The organism is Mesorhizobium escarrei (assembly GCF_935825525.1).
GTDB lineage: Bacteria > Pseudomonadota > Alphaproteobacteria > Rhizobiales > Rhizobiaceae > Mesorhizobium > Mesorhizobium escarrei.
In genome coordinates, this window is sequence record NZ_CAKXZT010000160.1 from 17,877 (window position 1) to 37,036 (window position 19,160).

Here is a 19,160-nt window from a genome sequence, read left to right on the forward strand (position 1 = left end):
TGGGTTCGTTCCACCCCGTCGGCGCCATCAAGGTGGTCAGCGCAATGCCCGTTGTGTCGCTGTCGCAAATCGACCGGCAGTCCAAAGCGCGTCGCGGCTGAATGGATTCATGCGACGCGCTTTAAGTTCTTGTTTTTATGCAAGTCGTTATCGCAAAACCGCTGCGCACCCTCCGGTCAGGTGCGAGGGCATGCTTTTGCGCGACATGCATTTGGCGGAAGTAACCGGAAAGACTGATATAGCGCATATTCGCAATTCACGGGGAAGCCGTCTGAAACGCCATGCGTAGTTTTCTGCCCAGGTTTGCTTACCTGCTCGCGACCTCTGCCGGCGCAGGATTATCTCCGCTATGGCCGGGCACGGCCGGCGCGGGCGTCGGAGTGGCTATTGCCGCGGTGCTGATACCTGCATCGCCTTGGCTGATCGTGATCGCCTATATGGCCCTATTCGCCGTGGGCGTATGGGCGTCGTCGCATGTCGTCTCCCATACCAGGACGGAGGATCCGCAGATCGTCGTTATTGACGAGACCTTCGGCACCGCCGCAACGCTTTCCGTGCTGCCGCTCGACCCGGTCTGGTGGGCAGCAGGTTTCCTTGCTTTTCGGTTTTTCGACGTCGCCAAGCCTTGGCCCATCGGCGTCGTGCATGAGAAGGTAAGGGGCGGACTCGGCATCATGCTGGACGACGCGGCTGCGGCTGTGTTCGCCGGCGCGTCGCTGCTTTTGCTGAACGATTTGATTCACCGTTTGCCGTAAGGGAGGACATCTCAGCCTTCACCTGCCACTGTCGAGCTTGATGCGGCCCAGTGGGAAAAAGCCCTGTCTCCACTAAAATCTGCCGGAGCAGCGCTGGGAGCATTTTGCAGCCAAGTGGAATCACTTGGTGTCGCAGAAATGCGGCTAAGACAAATAGATAGAGCGGGATGCCCAGTTCAATTTGAACGCATCCCGCTCTAGACCGCAGCGTCGCGCGGCCGCGCCAAATCGTTCGTTCCCTCCGGATCCGGCGCTTGGCCATAACTCATCTTCTTCATCTGCTCGATCACCCGCGCCATCTCCTCGTCCGAAAGGACCGGCGGCTCGCCAAGGCTAAGCGCCTGGACATACACGCGCGACAGGGTTTCGACCTCATTCGCCAGCCACAACGCCGCTTCCATGGTCTTGCCGAGCGAAATCTGGCCGTGCTGGCCGAGCAGACAGGCGAGGCGATCCTTGAGTGCAACCAAGGCATTGTCGGACAAGGCCTGTGTGCCAAAGGTTGCGTAGTCCGCGCAGCGGATGGTGGTGCCGCCAGCCACTCCTGTCATATAGTGGAAGCTCGGGATCGTCTTGTGATGGCAGGCCAGCGTCGTGGCGTAGAGCGAGTGGCAATGCAGCACGACCTCGATCTCCTGCCGCTCCCTCAAAATGTCGCGGTGGAAGCGCCACTCCGAGGAGGGCCGTCGGCCGACATAGGTGCCGTCAAAGCCCATCTCGACGATGTCTTCGGCCGTCATTGTTTCGTAGGGCAGCGACGAGGGCGTGATCAGGAAACCGTCGCTGCAGCGCACCGACAGGTTGCCGGCATTGCCCTGGTTGATACCGCTTGAGTTCATGCGGCGGCAAACATCCACCATCTCGCGGCGCAGAGCGCTGTCATCAGTCATCGATCGTTCCTTTTGCTGGTCTTGCCCTGTTGCAAGTTGTTTCGCTTCGCCAGTTCGCGCCACCGCTGTGCATAGGCTGCGAGCGCCTCACGATCGCCGGCAAAGGCAGTCGGCAGGCTGACTGCGATGGGAGCCGGCGTGTCACGAGTTTCATGTTCGCCAAGTAACGCCGCACCCGAAGCGGTGCCATAGGCGTCGAGGTTGTAGACCGTTTCGGCGTGTGGCCGAAGCGCGGCAACCAGCGTGGCGTAGAGCGGATCCCTCAGGAAGGTGCCATCCAATGCAACCAGCCCGTATTCGTTCAGCACATCGATACATTCCACCGTCAGCAGCGCGGCATAAAGCACTGCGAGCGCCTTGCGCTCAGCAGGGGTTTCTGCAGGCGGCCCTTCAAACCGGCCGCGCCCAGCGCTGCCTGGAAACAGGCCGTCATCGTCGCCGAACGACGGCAATGCGAAGCTGCCGCGCTCAATCAGCAAGCTGACCAGCGCAGCGTCGGCCGCAGTTCCTTCTTGCCCTTGCCCTGCCACCCCCTGCCCTGCCACATGACTGAACTCTCGTCCGCCCATGGTCAAAACGCCGCCGACCGGGCGTCCTGTCACGTCGCTGTTCAGCACCATTCCGCGATTTTCATCGAGTTGGTCGAGAGGTGTCGCCGCGCACATTCCGACAATCCAGGTTCCGGTAGAGATCACGCAGGCGTCGCGCATGCCTGCCGCCTGGTAGCGGTAGAGGTTCAGGCTGCTGTCGTGGCCGCCGGTCAGGACAGACAGCCTTTCCGGTATGCCGTGCCGGTGCGCCAGATCGTGCCGGATTGGCCCCAGCGTCTCCCAGGCCGGATGGAATGGTGGCATGAGACGCTGCCACCCCTGCCCCGCCACAATGGGCGACCACTGCTTGCGCACATTGTTCCATAGATGGGACTGCGCCGAGAGGATCGTCGTTTCGGCCGATGGCACGCCCGACAGCCGCCAGGCCCAATATTGAGGCAAGCCCAGATACCACCGAGCCTGAGCGACGCGCTCCGGATCAACCTGCTGCATCCAGTACAGCTGGCGCGCCTGGTGGGCAGCCTTCAGCATGATTGAGCTGCCGCGATCGAAGAAATCGCCCGAAAGCGGCGCGTAGCCATCGCGAATTGCAGGCGGCAGATCCTGCTCATAATCAATCATCGGCAGGGCGCAAGTCTCGTCGGGATCTGCGTTCACCAGAACCCCTGCGGAGCCATGTCCTGTGCCGACCACCTTTTCCAGCGGATGGTGTCGGCACAAAGTGGCGAGCGAGCCGAACAGCCAGTCGCTGATGCCGTTGAGATCGTGCTGCCGCCAAGGTGGACCGGGCCGCACTTCGTTATGGACAGAGAGGCTCTCCACGAGCACGCCGTCGAGCGTCATCGCGGAGAGCTTTACATTGGTCTTGCCGACATCGAAGACGGCGATCCTTGCGCCGTCCGCCTTCTGCCCGTCACCCATCGTGTCAGATCAGACCGTATTGGCGAGCCTTGTTGCGCAGGAACGGCAAGCCATTGCCCATCACTTCGGCCTCATCCTTCGCAACCGGCCGCCAGACCGAGAGGCCGTAGGAGACTTCCGGCGGCATGTTGATGAAGCTTTCCATGGCAAGTCCGCCCTTGAAACCGATCGCCGCCAGCGTCGCGTAAATCTCGTCCCAGGGGCAGTTGCCGGTGCCAGGTGTGCCGCGATCGCTCTCGGACAAGTGGATGTACTTCAGGTGATCGCGGGCGGCCAGAATGCCGTTGGCGGCCCCCTTCTCCTCGATGTTCATGTGGTAGGTGTCAAGATGAACAAAGATGTTGTCGGCGCCGACCTTCTCGACCATCCAGACGGCCTGCGCGCCGGTATTGATCAAATGGTTCTCGTAGCGGTTCACGGCCTCGATTCCGAGCTCGATGCCGCGCTTCCTGGCGTGTCTGGCGGCGACGGTCAGCACATGGGCGATATTGTCGTATTCCTTTTCGGTCGGTGGCAGGCCGGTGCGTTCGCCGATACCGCCGAAAATCACGCCGGAAAGCGCCAGCGCGCCCATTTCCGCAGTCTTGTCGATCGCCACTTCGAGATGTTCGATGGCGGCATCCGGCCGCACCGAGGCCCAGGCGCGCTCCGGCAGGCCGAGCGAGCAAACGGCAGGAAGATTGTGCTTTTCGAGCAAGGCGCGTGTGTGCGCGGCATCGACCGCCGGCGCGTTCAGAAGCGCGATCTCGATAAAGTCCATCCCGTATTTGACGGAAGCCGCGATCGCCTTCTCCGCGCCGGCCCGGTCCCAGTTCATCGTCCACATCGAGGTGTGGACCCCAAAACCATGCATCTAACTCACCCTCTGTTTGTGTTTAGGAATTTGAGGCGCCCGGCAAGCCAGCGCAGGATCATCACCGTGATCATCAGGATGCCCCAGACTGCCGTCGCAAGATGCTGGCTTGCGCCCATCAGATTGAGTCCCGAGGACAGAAGCTGGAGCACGACCAGCGCAACGAAGACCGGGATCACCCGACCGAAGCCGCCGAACGGATTGACCCCGCCAAGGAAGCAGGCAAGCACGGTGATCAGCAGGTAAGACTCGCCGTGGCCGACACGCACCGAATTGAAGCGCGCCAGCATGATGATGCCGGCGACCGCGCACATCGCGCCGGACAATGTGTAGACGAGAACCTGCACCTTGCGCGTATTGATACCGGAATAGCGCGTGGCCTCGATATTGGAACCGATCATGTAGGTGTTGAAGCCTAGCTTCATGCGCGTCAGCAAGACGTGCCAGATCAGCACGCAAGCGATGAAGATGAGCAACGGCACCGGGATGCCAAAAATCGAACCGTAGCCGATCGGCGCCAGGAAGCTGGGAATGCCGGACACGTCGCCGCCGCGCGTCAGGAATTCGCCGAGACCGCGCAGGAAGATCATCATCGACAGCGAGACCAGGATCGGGTGAGCCTTGGTGTAGGCGATGACGAGCCCCATGATCAGCCCGCTCAGTGCTCCGACCGCGATGGCAAGGACCGAGCCAAGCACAAAAGCGCCGATGCCCGCGTCGACGCCTCCCTGGCTTTGCAGTACCCAAGCCAGCGTCAGGCCGGCCATGTTGGCCGTGAAGGTGATGGCCAGGTTCAGGCCGCCGGTCAGGATCGGCAGCAGCATGGCGAGTGTGAGGAGGCCGAGTTCAGGCAGCTGGAAGGCGACGGATCCAAAGGTAGCGCGGGAAAGAAAGTTCGGCGCGGCAAAACCAAACACGATCATGACAGCTACGAACGCGGCAAACGGACCGGCAAGCTCGGGGCCGAGCGCGTTGCGGACGCGTTCAATCAAAACCGTCATGAATGCACCCGTCGGCTTTTCAGGAACGGCAGCAGGCGTTCGATGCTGGTATTCGAAAGCGTGATTGCGGCAAGGATAATGGCGCCGACGATCATCTTGAACGCGAAAGGCGACACGCCCATCAAATTTAGTCCGTTCTGGGTGATCGAGACCAACAGAACGCCCAGAATGCAGCCGAGCACGCTGCCCTTGCCGCCGCCGAGCCGCGCACCGCCAAGGACCACGGCTGCCAGGACGTCGAGTTCGCGCCCATAGAGGGCATTCGGCACAACCTCCTGCGCGTAATGCGCTTGGACGAGACCGGCGATACCCGCCATCAGGCCAAGCCAGCCGAAGGCGATAAATTGCATGGCACCGATATTGATGCCGAAGCGGCGCGCGCCCTCCGGGTTGTCGCCAAATGCGTACAGTTGGCGGCCAGTGGTGGTGCGCGTGATCAACGCCCAGGTAGCGAACACGCATATGGCCATAATGAGCACAGGCAGGGTGATCTCCGCCCAGGTACCGTCAGCCATCTCTCGCTCGAACAGCACGACGCGAGTGGTGAGCCAGTCCGGCAGGTTGTAGATCGACACGCCGCCTGTGAAAAACATCAGCAAGCCGAAGAAAATATTGAAAGTCGAAATCGTGGCGACGATCGAGATGATCCTGAACCCGTGGATCAGGAAGGCGTTGATGCAGCCCAACGCGACGCCCAATGCGCCAGCGATGATGAAGCCGACAATCCAATTCCCGCCGCCGATCCAGCCGAGGACGGTCGCGGTCAGATACTGCACAACGGAGGCAGCAACCGCGAAGGAGATGTCAATGCCGCCGGCGATCAGCACGACCAGCAGGCCAACGGCGAAGATGATGTTGACCGAGCTGGTGTTTAGAAGGTCAAACGCGTTGCCGAGGGTGAAGAACCGGTCCGTCGCGAACGAAAGGAAGACGCAGATGGCGGCGATAACAGCGAGCAAAGCCAGTTCCGTTGCGTGGGAGCGGACAAACCTACGCATAGACCGCCTCCTCGATCGCCTGGAGGGTCGTAGCGCCCGGCGTAAATTCGCCGACAATGCGCCCCTGAGCCATGTGCAGCACACGGTCCGCGTTGAAATAGACTTCAGGCACCTCGTCCGAGATCAGGATAATGGCCAGGCCGCTGTCCGCCAGCTTGGAAACGATGTCGAAAATGCCGGCGCGCGCGCCGACATCGACGCCGACCGTCGGTGCGTCGAGGATAAGCAGCTTCGGGTCGGTCGCCAGCCATTTTGCAATGGCGACACGTTGCTGATTTCCCCCTGACAGGGTCGAGATCGCGTCGTCCTGCTTTCCGATCCTGACGCCGAGATCCCTTATCCAGCGATTGACCAGAGATCGCTTGCGATCGCTCGAAATGAAACCGCCTGAAAGGATCTTGTCCAGCGAGGCGATGACCATGTTGTCGGCGATGGCCTGCGGCTGAATGAGACCGAGCGACAGCCGGTCTTCCGAAAGATAGGCGACGCCAGCTGCGATCGCGTCACGGTTGGAACCGAAGCGAACGGGTTTGCCATCCAGGACGACAGAGCCCGATTTCGGCTTGCGCATGCCAAACAATGTCAGCGCCAGCTCGGTGCGCCCTGCCCCGAGCAACCCGGTGATGCCGAGCGTCTCGCCGCGCCGGACCGTCAAGGACACATCCTCGAATTCGCCGGGCCGCGACAGCCCCTTGACCTCAAGCATGACCGGGCTCGTGCTCAAATCCCGATGCAGGACGGAATAGTCGAAGGTCTTGCCCGTCATCAACTCGGTGATGCGCGACTGGGTCAGGCCTTTGGTTGGATAGACGCCAACCAGAGCGCCGTCGCGCAGCACGGTGACGCGGCTGGAGATTTCAAGAACCTCCGCCAGGCGATGACTGACGAACACTACGGCAACGCCCGACGCCGACAGATTGCGCACAATATCCAGCAGATAGTCGGTTTCGGATTGGGTCAGCGACGCCGTCGGCTCGTCCATAAAGACGAGCTTTGCCTCGCCGACGAGGGCGCGCGCGATTGCTACGATCTGCCGCTGTGCGATGGGAAAGTGGTGGAGTGCCAGATCGACATCGAAGGCAACACCAAGACGTTGCAAGGCGTTGATCGCGACACGGCGCATCTCGGCATAGTTCACCAGCCGCGGCCAGCGGCCGATGACGGTCTGGAACGCGATATTCTCGGCGACAGTCATCTCGGGAAACAAAGCGAGGTCCTGCCAGATGACCTGAATTCCGCTGGCCTGCGCCGTAACCGGCGACATATGGGAGTAGCTCTGGCCATCATAGTCGATCACGGCGCCCGCCTCGGGCTTGTACACACCTGTAATGACCTTGATCAGCGTGCTCTTGCCGGAGCCGTTCTCGCCGGCGAGGCAATGCACCTCGCCCGGCAGCACCTCAAAGCTGACATTCTTCAGCGCCTTCACGCCGCCGAACGTCATGTTGACGTTGCGGAGCGACAGCAGCGGCCGTGGTGCGGCGCCATCGAGTGCCTGATCAGCCATCGAGTCGAAACCTGGATCCAATCGCGTTTGCAATCCTGCAGCCGGGCCGGCTCGAGGCCGGGCCCGACTGCCATTAGCCTTGGGAGGCTTTACAGGCCCATCGCCGCGAGATCGTCGACAGTATCCTTGTTGATGGGGACCAGTTGATCGACGATGATGTTACGGTTTTCGAAGTCGGGCTTAACTGTCCCTAGCCCTTCGATCGTATCGCCATCCTTGATCTCGTTGCCCTTCATGAGATGGTCGGCCAGCGTGACGAAAACCTCGCCCGCCTGCTTCGGATTCCACATGAAGCCGCCGGAGATCGCGTCGCTCTTGATAAGCTTCTGGCCCTGGCCCGGCGAGAACGGGCCGAGCACAAATATTTCGCCCACCTTCCGGCGCTCTTCGATTGCGCGGCCAGCGCCGATCGGGCCTTGGCTGCCGAAGGCGAGGAAACCCTTCAAGCCTGGATTTGCGGAGATCAGGTCAAGCGCAGTGCTGCGGCTCTTGTCGACATCCTCGGCGACGCCATAACGTTCGCCGACAAGCTTCATCTCCGGGTTGTTCTTCTTCAGATATTCGATTGCCGCATCGGCCCAGGCATTGTGCAGCGGCACCGTCAGCGAGCCGACGAACACCGCGTACTCACCCTTGCCGCCCATCTTCTCCGCCAGGAGCTTGGCGTGAGCCTCGCCGAAGCCGGTCGCGGACGCGAGTTCGAAATCCCAGTCGGCGCCCTTTTGGCCAGGCGATTCATGCGTGATGACGATGATACCGGCGTCCTTGGCCTTCTGCAGCACTGGTTCAAGCACTTTCGCATCATTCGGCACGACGCCGATGACCTTGACGCCCTGCGCGATCAGATCCTCGATGGCGCGAACTTGCAGTGCCGGATCAGCGCTGGTCGGGCCGACCATGAATGCGTCGATCCCGAGCTTCTGGCCGCGCTCCTTGATACCCGCCTCCATTGCGTTGAACCACGGAATGCCGCCGATCTTGACGACGACGCCGACCTTGCCGGCCTGCTGTGCCATCGCAGCGAATGATCCGCCAATCATAAGGGTCGCGGCAAGTGCCGCGATCATGAGCTTTTTCATCTGTACTCCTCCCATAACGTTCCTAGTGGGAACACACTCGAGCCGTCGAACGACGGCGGCCGTTAGAACCTCCCCGAAAGAGACGGGGCACTACCCCATCGATCATCCACCGGTTTTCGCTTGCACAATCGATGGTGCAGAAACTATTATGCATCGAGAAGCTTTCGTCAAGCGGGATATTGCTCTAAGTAGACGCGCCGGAGGCGCCAGATGGATCAGCGGGTCAAGAAGAAGGCGACGATCTATGACCTGTCGTTGTTATCGGGCAGTTCGCCGTCGACCGTGAGTGCCGTCCTGAACGGCACTTGGCGCAAGCGCCGCATCAAGGAAAGTACGGCGCAAACAATTCTCGGCCTCGCCGAACTCCACCAATACACCACCAATCTGCAAGCGCGAGGCTTGCGACGCTCGCGATCGGGCCTAGTCGGCCTGATGCTGCCCGTCCACGACAATCGCTACTTCTCCTCCATGGCGCAGACGTTTGAGGGGCATGTGCGCAGCCGCGGCCAATGCCCGGTCGTGGTTAGCGCCAGCCGCGACCCGGAAGAGGAACGGCGGACCGCGGAGACGCTGATCTCCTATTCAATCGACCAGCTCTTTATCGTCGGCGCCACCGATCCCGATGGCGTGCACGAGGTCTGCGAACTGGCGGGGCTGAGGCATATCAACATCGACCTGCCGGGAGCGAAGGCGCATTCGGTGATCAGCGACAACTATCAGGGCGCGCGGATGCTGACGGAAGCAATCATCCGCCACTTCGGCAACGACGATCCTCTGCGGCCAGACGAGCTGTTTCTGTTTGGCGGCCGCAACGACCACGCCAGCCGCGAACGCATCGCCGCTTTCCATGCGACCAAAAAGGCGCTGCTGGGCGCCGACCCTGAGGACGGTGTGCAGTCCTCCGGGTATTCGCCTGATATAACTTTGCGTGCCTTCGAGGCGTTTTACCAATGCCGAGGCAAGCTGCCGCGCGCGCTGTTCATCAATTCGTCGATCAATATGGAAGGTCTGCTGCGTTTCATGGCGGGCCGGCCAGCGGAAATGTTCAGCGAGCTCGTCGTCGGTTGCTACGACTATGACCCCTTCGGCTCCTTCCTGCCCTTCCCCGTAATCATGGTGCGGCAGAATGTTGAGGCGATGATCACGAAGGCATTCGAGCTGATCGATGAACCGCCGACGGCACCGCAGACCTTCCTGATTGCGCCAGAGTTGATCCAGCCCCGGTCTGCATTGAAAGGGCCGCTGGATACGCTGAAGGATATAGAATGAGGGTGACTCGGGGCTATGGAGCGACCCCCCTTGAGATTTTCAATGGTTCATCGTGCCGACCCTCACGGGAGTGTCGCCGTCCTCAGCGCGAGCAGCTGGGTGGTGCGTAGGCGCCTGTAAAAAGGTCTCAGCACCGAGCGTTAGAAGCGATAACGGATGCCAAGAGCGTTCGCATTGGAACCCTCTCTCATATTTGCAAACGTGCCATCGGCGCCGGATCTATGGTGGAGTTGGTAGACGAGTTCGACGTTGGGAGCCTGCCTCACTCTGAAAGAAAGCTCGGCGCCAACGAAGCCGAGGAATGATGCATCGCCATCGTAGGCGATTTCGCGATCGCGCTCGATCTCGGTAGGGCCTGTAACGGCACTAAATCCAGCGGTCAGTGCGGGCGCAATCGCCAAATCACCAATGACAAGGCCGTGGTGGCGCAGTCGCGCTCCGGCCCAAAGTTCGCCAGTCGTATCATCGTCCTCGCCAAACCTTATCGCCGCGCCGGTGACGCCGCCAAGAACGAAGCCAGCGCATATATCGACGAAATCGCGACCGTATGCGGCTCCGATTATATAGTTGTCGGTGTAGTCGGCACCCAAAACATTGATCGTGTCCCCGAAGGCCCCGCGCGCAAAGACGCCACCAAAGACATAAACATCATTCTTGGTCGGCAGACCCTCTGCGAAAGGATCTTCGGTCGCAAAATAGACAAAGGGAGAATTGTCATCGGCGAGTCCAGAACTGACTGAAATGCTCAAGATCACCGCAGCCAAGGCCACTCGCAGTCCGCGCATAGACAAGCTCCGAATCAATCCATGCCATTGTTCGCAATTGCACATGGGAAAACAAGGTATGAATTGGATTGTCGCCAGAATACTGGATGCGGGTCATTCTATAGCTCGAACTCTTCTTGAGGCGCTGCCAAGCGGCTCGCAAAGAGTGTGGATGGCCCTACTCGGTATGGTCCGGCCCGCGTGCAAGTCATCATCCCTTCCAATCGTCTGAAAGAGGTCGACCAAATGTCGACAACGCCGGTTCATCGACACTAGCCAAGCTGTTCGAATCACTCACTCGGTGCTAGGGCTTGAGCATGCATGGGGAATCATAGACCACGCAACGTGGTGTTGCTGGTTTGTTTTTATGTGCAGTGAGGGACAATGGCCGGCACTCCTCTGATCAGTATTCTGATCACTTTCCTCGTAGTCATTCTGGTGCTGTATCTTGTTAACCGACTGCCGCTTGACGGTCGTACTCGTCAGATTGCCCAGATTATCGTGATCATTATCGGCATCATTTCGCTGCTGAAGTACCTCGCGGTGTTTTAAGCCACCACGTGCCGCGGCGCGCAACGACGAATACGATCGGGTGATGGCCTTCACCTCGCATCGTCCCGGTGCCTTTGTATCTCCCAGACGGCCAAAGAACGACTGAAGACGATATCCGGAACGTTTTCGCGCCGGCGCGGGTTGTCGATGGAGATGCCTCGAAACGCGTGGGAGGTGGTGAAATGGCCATTCTTTCGGGAAAACCGGGAAGCTGTTGGGTGGCGGCGGCCACCGCTACGAACTATCCACCGCTAGAGGGCTCGATCCATGCCGATGCCGTTGTCGTAGGCGCTGGGATCGTCGGGCTCACGACGGCGCTTCGCCTTCGCGAGGCCGGTCGATCGGTGATCGTCGTCGAAGGCCTGCGAACAGGCGGCCAGGTGACCGGCCGCTCGACGGCCAAGATCACGACGCAGCACGCGCTGATCTATCGCCATCTCATCGACACCTTCGGCCGGGACCTGGCGCAGACCTATGCCGATGCGAATGCCGCCGGCGCCGCACAGATCCGGGAATGGGTTCGCAACCTTGCCATACCCTGCGATCTCGAGGCCAAGAACGCCTATACCTACACCTGCGCTGCAAGCCGGCGCGCGGAGATCGTGGCCGAGTCGGAGGCCGCGCGCCAGGTTGGGCTGGACGCCGATGTTCTCGAGCGCGCGCCGCTGCCTTTCGAAACGGCCGCCGCTTTGCGTTTTTCCGACCAGGCGCAGTTCAATCCGGCGATGTATCTGGTTGGCCTGGCTCAAGCGGTGACGGCCCGTGGCGGACAGATTTTCGAAAACAGCCGCGCGATCTCGATTGGCGAGGCCAGCCGCTGGCGCGTCGTCACCGAGAGCGGCACCGTTCACGCCGAGCATGTGGTCGTCGCCACCAACATGACAGTGAAGAGCCCCATCGGCATGGCGAACCGCACCCAGCCGCGCTGCCACACTGCCATGGCGTTTCGGATCGATGACCCTCTTGCTGTCGACGGCATGTTCATCGGCATCGATGATCCGACGCATTCCATCCGCACCGGCCGCGATGCCGAAGGCCCGCTGCTGGTCGCGCTCGGCCCCAAGTTCGACACGGGCCAGGACGGCGATGTGGCGAAACGGTTTGTCGAGCTGGAACAATGGGCAAGAATGAGCCTTCCGGTGGGGGACGTCGCGTGGCGCTGGTGTAATGAGGACTATGATACCGCCGACAGGGTTGCGTATGCCGGCGAGCCCGATCCGGAAAAAGCCTCCGGTTTTCATATTGCCACGGGATTCAACGCCTGGGGCATCACCAATGGAACGGCCGCCGGCATGATGATCGCGGATTTGATCTGCGCGCATCCGAGCCCATGGCAAAAGCTCTATGATCCGACGCGGTCTCATCCCGAGGACTTTCACAAGAATGGCGGCAGTCAATCGATTGTCTCAAGCCTCGACGACATCAGGCCCGGCATGGGCGGAGTGATCGTCAGGGATGACGAAAAGATCGCGGCGTGGAGAGACGCTGAAGGGGTGCTCCACCCGGTTTCGGCGACATGCACCCACAAGGGCTGCACCGTGACCTGGAACAATGCCGACGACACCTGGGATTGTCCCTGCCATGGCTCGATCTTCGCCGCCGACGGTTCGGTGATCCACGGCCCGGCTCGAAAGCCGCTTGCCCCGGCCGCGCTATAAAAGGCAGGGACCAGCACGGGCCGGCGTTACCGTGCGTAGGTTCCGATCAGGTCAGTCTGCTCCAGCGCATGCTTCTGGGCTTCCTTCCAGACAGACTGCGCGCCCGCCTGTCCCGGCACGCTGAGGCTCGGCACGTCGAGCGCGGCCAGGCGGAAATGATAATGATGGACGCCATGTCCCACCGGCGGCTGCGGGCCATCGTAATAGGCATTGCCGAAATCGTTAGTGCCTTGCCTGAGTGCCGACGGGCCTGGCTTGCCGTCTTGCGCCTCGGCGAGCTCGCCGGCATCGGGCGGGATATTGAACACCGCCCAGTGCCCGAAAATCCCGCTCGGCGCGTCGGGATCCTGCACGACAAGAACAAGGCTCTTGGTACCGTCCGGAACACCGGACCATTTCAGCGGTGGTGAGACGTTCTGGCCGTCGCGGGTATATCTTTCAGGGATTTTCCCGCCCGCCGGGAACGCCGGGCTGATAAGGGTGAGTGGCATTTCCATCTCCCCAAGAAGAGGCGCTACAGCCGACACTAGCTGTATCCGGCGCTATTTCACGCCGCTTGCTGAGCGGCCGCCACGCGCCTGATTTCTGCTGGCAAGGATTCCAAAACCTTGATCATCTGCCCCTCTCCCACGTGGTGAGCGAGCACCTTGGATACGACCCTGAATGCATCCTTGGCATCGACCGGTCGGGTGAATTCCAGCTCCGCCTTGATTTTGGCCAGGAACTCGTCGAGCGACCGCAACTTCTCGGGGGTCTTGGAGGGCTGATATTGGTCGTAATAGGCACCGCGCACGAGGATCGGCAGCTGCGAGCCGAGGTGGGCGGCAAGATCCGGCTGCATGCGGTCTCGCAGGGCGTGGAGCACCGCTCCAAGCACATGCCATGCGACCTGCCGATCCGGTCCCAGCTCGGTCATGATCTCGTCGAGCCAGATGTTTGTTGTCTGCAGCGTCTTGTCGAATACGTCGAGTCCGGTGGCGCTCATCGAAGCCTCCTTTTCAACAGATCGAATGACTCATTGGACGAAACGGCCTTGGTCGGCTGTTGTTCCCGTCCCAACGCCAATGGCCGCCTGTCTCGAAAGCGTGATCTATTCGGCCAAGTTACGCTCGCCAAGCTTACGCGTTTCCGTCAAGAATTGGCCCGCCAAGATTTGGCCCGTCAAGATTTGGCCGTGGTCACGGCAACGTAAAGAGATTGCCCTTGCCTGCTGATGCGGAACAGTATCGGCTTGTTCTGCTGGCGGGATTTCGCCCACTCGTCCTGGATGTCCGACGGCTGCGTCACATCCCGGTTGTTGGCCGAGACGATGACATCGCCGGGCTGAAGGCCGTTTTCGGCGGCGAGGCTGTTGGGAGCGACTTCCTGGACGAACACGCCTGTGGTGTCCGGCTGGAGTCCGAGCTGCTGGCGCGCCTCATCCGGGATGGGGCTGAGCGACAATCCAAGACGCTGGTCGGCCGTATCCGACCTTGGAACGGCGCCGGTCTGTTGCTCCTCATCCTCGCGCTGTCCGATGGTCAGAGCTATTTCCTGTTGGCTGCCTCCGCGATTCCTTGTCAGCGTCGTTCTTGTTCCCGGCTTTTGGCTGGCAGCCGCGAGCGTCAGATCGTGGACGCTCTGGATGTCCTTGCCGTTAAAGCGTGTAATCACGTCTCCCGCCTGTATGCCTGCCTGGTCTGCCGGACTGCCGGGCTCGACCGACGCGACCAGCGCTCCCTTGCTGCCTTGTATTCCAAGCGCCTCGGCAATCGAAGGCGTGATCTCCTGGAGGCGCACACCGATGTAACCGCGCTCGATCCGGCCAGTGCGGATCAACTGGTCGACGACGTTCCGGGCGGTTCGAGATGGTACCGCAAAGCCAATCCCTATGCTGCCGCCAGTGGGAGATACGATCGCAGTATTGACCCCGATCACTTCGCCGCGCGCATTGAACAGGGGACCGCCGGAATTGCCGCGATTGATCGAGGCGTCGGTCTGGAGAAAGTCGTCGTAAGGACCGGCATTGATGTCGCGCGAACGAGCCGAAAGCACGCCGACGGTGACGGTCCCGCCGAGCCCGAACGGACTGCCGATAGCGATCGTCCATGCGCCGGGTTGGACTGCATCGGAGTCACCCCAGGTGGTCGTTGTCATATTGGGCTGTGGGTCGATCTTCAGCACCGCGAGGTCGGTTGCCGGATCGCGGCCGACGAGCTGCGCAGGCAACGTCTCCTTGTCGGAGAATACGACATGAATTTCGCTTGCATCGGCAACGACATGGTTGTTGGTGACGATGTGCCCATCGGGGTTGATGACAAAGCCTGAGCCAAGCGCCTCTCGCACCCGAGGTTGAGCCGGCCCGAGGCCGGGGCTGCCGAAAGGACTAAAAAAGTCACCCAGCGTCGCCTGGTCCTGGATAATCTGTCTGGTTGTTATTGCGACCACGGCCGGAATTTTCTCGCGCACGATTGCCGTGAAGTCGTTCGGGATTTCCTGGGCTGAGAGCGGAGCAAAGCCGCCGGCCGAGAGCATCAGAGTTCCGGCGATCAGGCCGGCGCAAAGTCTTTGGTTCAATACCGGAAACATGGTCTGCGACTCCTCCATCCTTCAGTGATCAAGCATCGACCGCTCCGGCACGAGCCAGCGGATCACCAGCGGATTACTACAACCCTGTCGTTCCCGTTGGCGAGTTCGACAGCTTCGGTGCCGTCCGGTTTGCGGCTTTCAACCCGGGCACCTTCTACCGTTTCTATGCCGGCAACGTTGGCCGCAAAGGCCTCGTCAATCTCGGCGGCACAGACCAGAGTATCCGGGGGCAGATCCTTCACTTGGTCCATCAACTCGCGAAGCTTCATGGCGAACCTCCTTGGCACAGGCCCGGATGCTTTCGGCCGCACATTCCAACCATGTCCGTCAAGAAAGGTTCCCCGACGAGATCTGCGGGCATGCCCCAGGGACGAGATTGCGCCAACGATGCATCTGTGGTGGCATGGATCACGGGCGGCGGCCGTGTTCACATGACTCGGGCTTTATCCTGGTCACCCTCTACGTGGATCCGTTCGGATTTGCGCCCCGCCGACAAGGAACCCGGCCGTGAACCTTCGCCCGGCCGCCCTGAATGGGGGGCGTCGGCTCGATCAATCCACTGCGGCGCCGGCGATGCCACCCCAGCCTTGCCACCAGTCGCATAACGAAGACTTGCCGTCACCGTTCCGCGCCGGCTTCAATGGACAAACTTGGCCCTCAGCCAAGCCAGAATTCTGTTCCCGGTAATCGTCCGGCGAACTCTGGCGGCAGCCCATCGCGCTTGCATCGTAGCACCAACGTGGCAGTGACAGACGATGTTGTGCAACTGCGAGTCACTTAACTCGAAGAAGCGCTTTGCCTCACCGTAAGTATCATCTTTGAGACCCATGGCGCGCAGCACCGGATCCTCGTAGGCAACGGTGATCGGCGACCCCGCGCCACGCGCTACGGCACGAGCTTCTGGGCTGAGATATTCGGTGCCTGAAAGCGCTCCGAGGCACCGCCGTGGATTTTGTTCGAGAAGCTCTGCCCAACGCTCGATGCGCTGCGCCCGAGTCATGACCGGGTATGTCGCCGAGGGCTCAACTTTCGCAACTGTCTGCAGTTGGTCCAGTGTTTGGTGTTTCATGGTCGGCTCCTTTCAATAGGTCGAAGTGCCCACGCCCTGACAAAAGATTATTGCGCTGCGACGCGCCGACAAGGCCGGAATTGCCAATGTTTAGGAGTTTGCCCCTCGCCCGGTTCGTATCAGGAACCTTCCCGGGGCCTGCTTGTTTTGGCTGGTGAAAGGAGTCGGTCATGAGCACAAAACCACCACCCGTGCCGACAGAGAACCAGAGCCCAAAGGGTCCGGGCGATAAGAAGTCGGTTCCTGTCGACCAAACGCAGCACAGCCATTCCGCCCCAAATCCCGACAAACAGGGCCAGCAGGGCAACACGAAGGTCAACACGACCCATCAAGGCCACCAGCAGGACCGTTAGGTGATTTCATGTCCACGTCGAAGAAGACCCGCGCCAGCATTCGCCATGGCGGTCCTGGCGCATCGCACGAAAACGCCAAGGAGCCGCTGGTGATAGAAAAGCCGCCAGCCGATTCCGATCTGCGCAGCCGCAGCAAGATCTCAGGCGGCGGAGGCGAACGCGACAGCCACCATACTCATGACCCCGAAAAGAAGGGCGGCGGCACCCGGCCGGCACACAAAGGAAGGTGAATTGTATTCACGTCCCCGGCGAAGCGGGCGGCGTTTTCTGCTGAAATGGCGAGGTGCCAAGCATTATCCGGCCGTCGACTGTGAGCACCGCCTCGGAGCGGCTGTGGCCTTTTTAGGCCGACCGCCGCAACTTCGGACTGAGTCAGGCATTTTTGCTGTGATCGCCGTTCCTCCAGGCGGTCGGAGGCTGAGAAAGCCTGTTGTCCGCTGGCTCCCGCCCGGCGGGCTTTCTCGTCAGTCTGTCGGCTTTTCCCGCTAAACGAGCCACAGATGCTACTTCCGGTGGAACAGGAAGCCCCTTCTGGGAGTTCCTACCGTCATCAACAGGGCATGGACGTGCCCTTTGATTGGCGCGGCAGCGCAAGAATGGGAGAACCAGCATGAGCCTCGGAACCATACTCATCATCATTTTGATCCTTATCTTGCTTGGCGGGTTCAGCGGTCTGGGTGGCGGGCCGTTCTACGGCACCGGCTATTATGGTGGTGGCGGCCTCGGTCTCGTGCTGCTGATCGTCATTATCCTGGTCCTTCTCGGACGCATTTAGTGCCCGCACGCGGACAAAAACTTCAGCGTTGATCCGGTGTCGCTCTAGGGGCCTCGTCCGGGAAATGTCGCCGCGGCTCAGGCCATAAGGGCCGCACGTGATTGTCTCGGCGGAACCGAAATCGCTCACGTGCATTATAGCCGCTGCGGAAATCCCAAGAGAATGGCGCCATACGTGAACTTCGTTGAACAAGCCGATATCGGCCTCGGAGTTCCGGGCGTCCCCTCTGCCGATCTGATGCAGGCACTGCCGGTCGCCGTATACACCGTGGACGAACGGGGGCGCATCACCTTTTTCAACGAAGCCGCAGCTGAGCTCTGGGGCCATCGTCCTGTAATCGGTCGGGACCTTTGGTGCGGCTCGTGGAAGCTTCGTCATCCAGACGGTCGGGATATGGCGCATGGCGAGTGTCCGATGGCCGTGGCGCTGCGCGAAGGCCGGGACGTCTCCTGGGACCAGGCGATTGCGGAGCGGCCGGACGGCGAACTCGTGCCGTTCAGGGCTCACCCACGCCTGCTTCGCGACGAAGCGGGCAATGTTGTCGGTGCCATCAACACGCTGCTCGACCTGCGCACGCAGACGCTGGGCGATGAAGCTCGCATGCGTCTTGCCGCCATTGTCGAGTCGTCGATGGACGCCATCGTCTCGAAGGACATGAACGGCATCATCACCAGTTGGAACGACGCTGCAGAACGCCTGTTCGGCTACACGCCTGCCGAGGCGATCGGCCGGCCGGTGACGATGCTCATTCCGCCCGACCGTCTCGACGAGGAAGTCTCGATCATCAGCCGCATCCGCGCCGGCGAACGCGTCCCCTCCTATGAGACGATGCGTCTACGTAAGGACGGCACGCTCGTTTCGGTCTCGCTCACCGTCTCGCCGATCCGCGACACCATCGGGCGCGTCGTCGGCGCCTCCAAGATCGCGCGCGACATCAGTTCCCACAAGGAGAACGAACGGCGCATCCGTCTGCTCATGCGCGAGGTCAATCACCGGGTGAAGAACCAGTTTTCGGTCATCATCTCGATGATCCGCGAGACAAGCAAGCTGACGAGCACACCTGAGGCTTTCCTCGGGCAGGTACGAGAGCGCATCATGGCGCTTTCGGAATCGCATGATCTCCTGGTCAATGCCGAATGGCGCGGCGCGACGGTCGGCGAGCTCATCCAGGCACAGCTCAAGGCCTTCGCAGCGCAGTCCCGCGTGTCGATGGCCGGGCCAATGGTGATACTGCAGCCGAACGCTGTCCAGTATCTCGGCATAGCCTTTCACGAACTCGCCACCAATTCGGCAAAACATGGAGCGCTGTCGTGCAGCGGCGGACGCGTCGAAATCGATTGGAATGTGATCCCTGCGGGCGACGGCGCCGCCACCTTTCGACTGGTCTGGCGTGAGTTGGACGGGCCGGTCCTCGACACTCTCAGGGGGCGCGGTTTCGGAGTGGTCGTCCTCGAGCGCGTGGCGCCGCAGGCTCTCAGCGGCAGCGGGCGGCTGGAGTTCCACGCGCAAGGCATCACCTGGACGCTCGAGGCGCCGCTGCATTTCGTCCAGACATCACTGGCCGAAATCGCAGCCGACTGAAGGAATTTTTGCTGCG

The 19,160-nt window shown here is 60.9% G+C and carries 21 protein-coding genes; 8 read left to right on the forward strand and 13 right to left on the reverse strand.

From position 1 onward, the window contains the following. Positions 1-281 precede the first annotated feature (281 nt). Positions 282-755 carry a phosphatidylglycerophosphatase A family protein gene (locus NMG80_RS29270; protein ID WP_254021325.1) on the forward strand — a complete coding sequence of 158 codons (474 nt, stop codon included), beginning with the start codon at positions 282-284 and terminating at the stop codon, positions 753-755. Positions 756-952: 197 nt separating this feature from the next. On the opposite strand, the gene NMG80_RS29275 is transcribed toward NMG80_RS29270, so the two are convergent. The 7 genes from NMG80_RS29275 to NMG80_RS29305 form a co-directional block, all read right to left on the reverse strand. Continuing rightward, complete coding sequence (locus NMG80_RS29275; RefSeq protein ID WP_254021326.1) at positions 953-1,645, reverse strand: class II aldolase/adducin family protein; 693 nt, start codon at positions 1,643-1,645, stop codon at positions 953-955. Next, positions 1,642-3,117: an FGGY family carbohydrate kinase gene (locus NMG80_RS29280; protein WP_254021327.1), complete on the reverse strand. Its 1,476-nt coding sequence runs from the start codon at positions 3,115-3,117 to the stop codon at positions 1,642-1,644. The genes NMG80_RS29275 and NMG80_RS29280 overlap by 4 nt, the downstream gene beginning before the upstream one ends. 4 nt (positions 3,118-3,121) lie before the next feature. Then, entirely contained in the window at positions 3,122-3,970 is an 849-nt protein-coding gene (locus NMG80_RS29285; RefSeq protein WP_254021328.1) for a sugar phosphate isomerase/epimerase family protein, read from the reverse strand. A 5-nt stretch (positions 3,971-3,975) separates the two neighbouring features. After that, positions 3,976-4,971: an ABC transporter permease gene (locus NMG80_RS29290; protein ID WP_254021329.1), complete on the reverse strand. Its 996-nt coding sequence runs from the start codon at positions 4,969-4,971 to the stop codon at positions 3,976-3,978. After that, complete coding sequence (locus NMG80_RS29295) at positions 4,968-5,969, reverse strand: ABC transporter permease (RefSeq protein ID WP_254021330.1); 1,002 nt, start codon at positions 5,967-5,969, stop codon at positions 4,968-4,970. Before NMG80_RS29295 ends, NMG80_RS29290 begins: the two co-directional genes overlap by 4 nt. Beyond that, the gene (locus NMG80_RS29300; RefSeq protein ID WP_254021331.1) at positions 5,962-7,476 is read right to left on the reverse strand and encodes a sugar ABC transporter ATP-binding protein; all 1,515 of its coding nucleotides are present in this window, start codon (positions 7,474-7,476) and stop codon (positions 5,962-5,964) included. The genes NMG80_RS29295 and NMG80_RS29300 overlap by 8 nt, the downstream gene beginning before the upstream one ends. 89 nt (positions 7,477-7,565) lie before the next feature. Continuing rightward, on the reverse strand, positions 7,566-8,555 hold the full coding sequence (locus tag NMG80_RS29305) for an autoinducer 2 ABC transporter substrate-binding protein (RefSeq protein WP_254021332.1): 990 nt from the start codon (positions 8,553-8,555) through the stop codon (positions 7,566-7,568). Between the two features lie 210 nt (positions 8,556-8,765). Here NMG80_RS29305 and NMG80_RS29310 point away from each other — a divergent pair, with 210 nt between their 5' ends. Continuing rightward, the gene (locus tag NMG80_RS29310) at positions 8,766-9,824 is read left to right on the forward strand and encodes a LacI family DNA-binding transcriptional regulator (protein WP_254021333.1); all 1,059 of its coding nucleotides are present in this window, start codon (positions 8,766-8,768) and stop codon (positions 9,822-9,824) included. A gap of 140 nt (positions 9,825-9,964) precedes the next feature. Here the strand turns inward: NMG80_RS29310 and NMG80_RS29315 are convergent, their stop codons facing one another. Further along, the gene (locus NMG80_RS29315) at positions 9,965-10,609 is read right to left on the reverse strand and encodes a hypothetical protein (RefSeq protein ID WP_254021334.1); all 645 of its coding nucleotides are present in this window, start codon (positions 10,607-10,609) and stop codon (positions 9,965-9,967) included. Positions 10,610-10,972: 363 nt separating this feature from the next. Here NMG80_RS29315 and NMG80_RS29320 point away from each other — a divergent pair, with 363 nt between their 5' ends. Further along, entirely contained in the window at positions 10,973-11,140 is a 168-nt protein-coding gene (locus tag NMG80_RS29320) for a Thivi_2564 family membrane protein (RefSeq protein ID WP_254021335.1), read from the forward strand. Positions 11,141-11,322: 182 nt separating this feature from the next. Next, positions 11,323-12,798: an FAD-dependent oxidoreductase gene (locus NMG80_RS29325; RefSeq protein WP_254021336.1), complete on the forward strand. Its 1,476-nt coding sequence runs from the start codon at positions 11,323-11,325 to the stop codon at positions 12,796-12,798. 26 nt (positions 12,799-12,824) lie between these two features. Here NMG80_RS29325 and NMG80_RS29330 read toward each other — a convergent pair whose 3' ends face one another. From NMG80_RS29330 to NMG80_RS29350, 5 genes are all read right to left on the reverse strand, one after another. Beyond that, positions 12,825-13,289, reverse strand: coding sequence for a YbhB/YbcL family Raf kinase inhibitor-like protein (locus tag NMG80_RS29330; protein WP_254021337.1), 465 nt, complete (start codon positions 13,287-13,289; stop codon positions 12,825-12,827). 56 nt (positions 13,290-13,345) lie between these two features. Further along, positions 13,346-13,783 (reverse strand): DUF2267 domain-containing protein, encoded by a 438-nt coding sequence (locus NMG80_RS29335; protein WP_254021338.1) that lies wholly within the window; start codon positions 13,781-13,783, stop codon positions 13,346-13,348. Positions 13,784-13,959: 176 nt separating this feature from the next. Further along, complete coding sequence (locus NMG80_RS29340; protein WP_254021339.1) at positions 13,960-15,366, reverse strand: Do family serine endopeptidase; 1,407 nt, start codon at positions 15,364-15,366, stop codon at positions 13,960-13,962. Positions 15,367-15,428: 62 nt separating this feature from the next. Continuing rightward, positions 15,429-15,635, reverse strand: coding sequence for a sugar phosphorylase (locus tag NMG80_RS29345; protein WP_254021340.1), 207 nt, complete (start codon positions 15,633-15,635; stop codon positions 15,429-15,431). A gap of 368 nt (positions 15,636-16,003) precedes the next feature. Further along, complete coding sequence (locus tag NMG80_RS29350; RefSeq protein WP_254021341.1) at positions 16,004-16,435, reverse strand: hypothetical protein; 432 nt, start codon at positions 16,433-16,435, stop codon at positions 16,004-16,006. Positions 16,436-16,605: 170 nt separating this feature from the next. On the opposite strand from NMG80_RS29350, the gene NMG80_RS29355 reads away from it, so the two are divergent. The 4 genes from NMG80_RS29355 (at position 16,606) to NMG80_RS29370 (ending at position 19,144) form a co-directional block, all read left to right on the forward strand. Further along, positions 16,606-16,788: a hypothetical protein gene (locus NMG80_RS29355; protein ID WP_091590065.1), complete on the forward strand. Its 183-nt coding sequence runs from the start codon at positions 16,606-16,608 to the stop codon at positions 16,786-16,788. An 8-nt stretch (positions 16,789-16,796) separates the two neighbouring features. Further along, complete coding sequence (locus NMG80_RS29360; protein WP_254021342.1) at positions 16,797-17,018, forward strand: hypothetical protein; 222 nt, start codon at positions 16,797-16,799, stop codon at positions 17,016-17,018. 380 nt (positions 17,019-17,398) lie between these two features. Next, positions 17,399-17,563 (forward strand): DUF3309 family protein, encoded by a 165-nt coding sequence (locus tag NMG80_RS29365; protein ID WP_023799553.1) that lies wholly within the window; start codon positions 17,399-17,401, stop codon positions 17,561-17,563. Positions 17,564-17,725: 162 nt separating this feature from the next. Beyond that, entirely contained in the window at positions 17,726-19,144 is a 1,419-nt protein-coding gene (locus NMG80_RS29370; protein WP_254021343.1) for a PAS domain-containing HWE histidine kinase family protein, read from the forward strand. Positions 19,145-19,160 lie beyond the last annotated feature (16 nt).